Below are 4,180 nucleotides of genomic sequence, written 5' to 3'. Positions count from 1 at the left end.
TCGATCGCGGCCCAGAAGTGCGGTTCCTGGAAGGTTTCCCAGAGCAGTTCGATGCAGCGCTCGACCCGCGCGGGCCCTTCCGGCTCGGCGGCGAGCTTGCTCTCGGCGCGTTCCCGCGTCTGCGCGAGCCGGGTGTTGGCCAGGTGCTGCGCGGCCGCGACCAGCAGCCCGTCCCTGGACGGGAAGTGGTGCAGCAGCCGCCCGCGCGAGACTCCCGCCTTGGCTTGGATCACCAGCGTGGAAGCCCCGGCGTAGCCGTGCTCGATCAGGCAGTCCACGGCGGCGTCGAGGATCAGCGCGCGGCTGTCGGCGCTGCGTTCCCGGCGGGTGCGCGGTGCCGCGCCGTCGGCCTTCGCCGCGGATTCTCCCGCGCCATCGGTGCGCGTCGTCTCGGACTGGACCACTCGCACACCCTACCCGGCCGCCGGCCGGTTCCGCGTCCGCGAACAGTCGGCATTGACCGCTCGTGTGCGGCGGTGCGACTCTCGAAGCGCCTGCGGGTGGATTTTCGCCGGGTTCGAGGAGGAGCCGCATGTTTCCAGGTGCCCATGCCGCGATCGATCCGCAGCGACCTGCGGTGATCATGGCCGGTTCGGGTGCTCGGCTGAGCTACGGCGAGTTGGAGGAGCGCTCGATCCGGCTGGCGCACGTGCTGCGCGAATCCGGGCTGCAGCGCGGTGACGTGGTGGCGCTGCTGACCGACAACGCGCTGCCCGCGTTCGAGGTCTACTGGGCCGCGGTGCGTTCGGGTCTCTACATCACGGCGGTGAACAACCACCTGACCGCGGACGAGATCTCCTACATCGTCAACGATTCCGGCGCGTCCGCGCTGATCGTGTCGGCGGCGCTGGCCGAGATCGCGACCGAGGTCGCCGAGCAGGTTCCCGGGGCCGAGCTGCGGCTCGCCTTCGGTGGCGAGGTCGCCGGCTACGGCGATTACGACACCGCGCTGGCCGGCGCTTCGCCGGAGCCGCCGCAGGACCAGCCGCGCGGCGCGGACATGCTCTACTCGTCCGGAACGACCGGGCGCCCCAAGGGAATCCGGCCGGATCTGCCGGACCGCCAGGTGCACGAGCCGGGCGACATCCTCGCCGACGCGATGGCCGCGCTCTACGGATTCGGCCCGGACACCACGTATCTCTCGCCCGCGCCGATCTACCACGCCGCGCCGCTGCGGTACTCCGTCTCCACGCAGGCGCTCGGCGGAACCGTGGTGATGATGGAGCGCTTCGAACCGGAGCAGGCGCTGCGCGCGATCGAGCGCTACGGCGTCACGCACAGCCAATGGGTTCCGACGATGTTCGTCCGGATGCTCAAACTGCCGCCCGAGGTGCGGGAGCGCCACGACCTCTCCAGCCAGCGGGTCGCGATCCACGCGGCGGCGCCGTGCCCGGTGGAGGTCAAGCAGAAGATGATCGAGTGGTGGGGGCCGGTGCTCTACGAGTACTACTCCTCGACCGAGGGCATCGGCATGACCTTCATCGACTCGCACAGCTGGCTGCAGAAACCCGGTTCGGTCGGCGTCGGCGGGCTCGGCACCGTGCGGATCTGCGACGACGAGGGAGCCGAGCTGCCCGCGGGCGAGGTCGGCACCGTCTACTTCGAACGCGACGAGCAGCCGTTCCAGTACCTCGGCGACCCGGCCAAGACCCGCGCGGCGCGGCATCCGCGGCACCAGAACTGGGCGACGGTCGGCGATGTGGGCTACGTGGACGAGGACGGCTACCTGTTCCTCACCGACCGGAAAGCCTTCATGATCATCTCCGGTGGGGTGAACATCTACCCGCAGGAGATCGAGGACCTGCTGGCGCTGCACCCGAAGATCGCCGACGTGGCGGTGATCGGCGTGCCGGACCCGGAGATGGGCGAGTCGGTGAAGGCGGTCGTGCAGCCCGCCGCAGACGCCGAACCCGGCCCGGAACTGGAGCGGGAACTGCTGGAGCACGTGCGCTCGCGCATCGCGAACTACAAGGTCCCGCGCAGCGTGGACTTCCTGGACGCGCTGCCGCGGACACCGACCGGCAAGCTCGTCAAAGGCACCCTGAAATCCCGCTATGCGGCCGAAACCGTCTGAGCGCCGCATTCGAACCGAGGAGGAACCGTGCGAGACGCGGTGATCGTGGAAGCAGTGCGAACCCCGGTGGGCAAGCGCAACGGGGCGCTTTCGGGCGTGCACCCGGTGGACCTCTCGGCGCGGGTGCTCGGCGCCGTGGCCGAGCGCAGCGGGGTCGACCCGGCCGAGATCGAGGACGTGGTGTGGGGCTGCGTCGGCCAGGCCGGTGAGCAGACCTTGGACATCGGCCGCAACGCGGTGCTCGCGGCCGGTTGGCCGAACTCGGTGACCGGCGTGACGGTGGACCGCCAGTGCGGTTCTTCGCAGCAATCGGTGCACTTCGCCGCGGCCGGGCTCGTCGCGGGGCACTACGACGTGGTCGTGGCGGGCGGTGTCGAATCGATGAGCCGGGTGCCGATGGGCAGCACCACCCAGGGCGCGGACCCGTTGGGCGAACAGCTCACCGCGCGGCTCGACGGGGTGCGCCCGAACCAGGGCGTCGGTGCCGAGATGATCGCGCGGCGGTGGGGCCTGAGCCGCACCCAGGTCGACGAGTTCAGCATCGCCTCGCACGAAAAGGCCGCCGCAGCGCAGGATTCCGGCGCGTTCGACGAGCAGCTCGTGCCGATCACGCTGCCGGACGGCACCGTCGTCGGTGCGGACGAGGGCGTGCGCCGCGGTGGCACTGTGGACAAGCTCGCCGGGCTGAAGAACGCGTTCGACGAGCACGGTGTGATCACCGCGGGCAACAGCTCGCAGATCAGCGACGGTTCCGCCGCGCTGCTGATGACCACCAGCGAGAAGGCCGCCGAACTCGGTTTGCGGCCGCTGGCGCGGGTGCACACCGCGACGCTGGCGGGCGACGATCCGGTCATCATGCTCACCGCGCCGATCCCGGCGACGAAGAAAGCCTTGCGGCGCAGCGGATTGCCGGTCGACCGGATCGGGGTCTACGAGGTCAACGAGGCGTTCGCGCCCGTTCCGCTGGCGTGGCAGGCCGAGATCGGCGCCGACTGGAAGACGCTCAACCCGCTGGGCGGAGCGATCGCGCTCGGCCACCCGCTCGGTGCCAGCGGGGCGCGGATCATGACCACGCTGGTGCACCACATGCGGGACGCCGGAGTCGAATACGGGTTGCAGACCATGTGCGAAGGCGGCGGACAAGCCAACGCGACCATCCTGGAGCGGTTGTAGGGCATCGAACGGAGCTCGGAGAGGTGGCGCAGATGGCGGTGTCCGAATCGGACGATGCGGAAATCCGGCGGCGTGCCGAGGACTTCCTGCGAGGCGAGGTTCCCGCGGGATGGCCCGAACTCGCCCCGGACGAGCTGATCCCGGTGGCCAAGCGGTTCCAGGCCGCGCTGCACGACGCGGGCTTGGCGGGCATCACCTGGCCCGCGGAGTACGGCGGGCAGGGCGGAACGGCCGCGCAGGAGCGGGCTTTCCGCGAGCAGGCCGCCGGGTACGAGCTGCCCACCGGGCCGTTCGTGATCGGCATGGGCATGTGCGGGCCGACGCTGCTGGACCTGGGCACCGAGGTGCAGAAGAACCGCTACGTCCGGCCGTTGCTGCGCGGCGAGGAGATCTGGTGCCAGCTGTTCTCCGAACCCGGCGCCGGGTCGGACGTGGCGAGCCTGCAGACCAGAGCGGTGCTCGACGGCGGCGAATGGGTCATCAGCGGGCAGAAGGTGTGGACTTCCGGGGCGCAGCACGCGGATTTCGGCGCGGTGCTGGCGAGGACCGATCCGGACGTGCCGAAGCACGCCGGGCTGACCATGTTCGTCATCGACATGCACGCCGCCGGTGTTGCGGTGCGGCCGTTGCGGGACATGACCGGCGGTGCCCCGTTCAACGAGGTCTACTTCGACGAGGTCCGGTTGCCCGCCGATGCGGTGCTGGGAGAGGTGGGCCAGGGCTGGGCCGCTGCGGTGACGATGCTCGGGCACGAGCGGGTGTCGCTGGGCGGCTCGGTCCGCCGCCGGGACGAACCGCTCGGCTCGGCGAACCTCGCCGGAATCGCCCGGGCGAAGGGGATTTCCGCGGACCCGTCGGTCCGCGCCGGGCTCGCCGCGCTGCACGCGAAGGAACGGGCGCTGGCGCTGTTCAACACGCGGCTGAGCCAGGAGG

General features: G+C 70.7%; 4 protein-coding genes. 3 read left to right on the top strand and 1 reads right to left on the bottom strand.

What is annotated here, in order from left to right:
* Positions 1 to 404: helix-turn-helix domain-containing protein (locus IJH84_RS17070; RefSeq protein ID WP_295146169.1), on the bottom strand; the 404-nt coding region annotated here is incomplete at its 3' end.
* Positions 405 to 532: 128 nt separating this feature from the next.
* On the opposite strand from IJH84_RS17070, the gene IJH84_RS17065 reads away from it, so the two are divergent.
* From IJH84_RS17065 to IJH84_RS17055, 3 genes are all read left to right on the top strand, one after another.
* Positions 533 to 2,074 carry an acyl-CoA synthetase gene (locus IJH84_RS17065; RefSeq protein WP_295146167.1) on the top strand — a complete coding sequence of 514 codons (1,542 nt, stop codon included), beginning with the start codon at positions 533 to 535 and terminating at the stop codon, positions 2,072 to 2,074.
* A 27-nt stretch (positions 2,075 to 2,101) separates the two neighbouring features.
* Positions 2,102 to 3,247, top strand: a complete 1,146-nt coding sequence (locus IJH84_RS17060) for a thiolase family protein (RefSeq protein ID WP_200070679.1) — start codon at positions 2,102 to 2,104, stop codon at positions 3,245 to 3,247.
* Between the two features lie 32 nt (positions 3,248 to 3,279).
* Positions 3,280 to 4,180, top strand: a 901-nt coding sequence (locus IJH84_RS17055) for an acyl-CoA dehydrogenase family protein (protein ID WP_295146163.1), incomplete at its 3' end; no start/stop codon positions are given.

The sequence above is a fragment of the Saccharopolyspora sp. genome, from assembly GCF_017434145.1.
GTDB classification, from domain to species: Bacteria; Actinomycetota; Actinomycetes; order Mycobacteriales; family Pseudonocardiaceae; genus Saccharopolyspora_C; species Saccharopolyspora_C galaxeae.
This window is presented reverse-complemented; position numbering and strand designations above follow the sequence as displayed.

Bases quoted from the DNA above. Each gene is read 5' to 3' on its own strand.
- IJH84_RS17065 (WP_295146167.1), top strand. From the start codon at position 533: ATGTTTCCAGGTGCCCATGCCGCGATCGATCCGCAGCGACCTGCGGTG.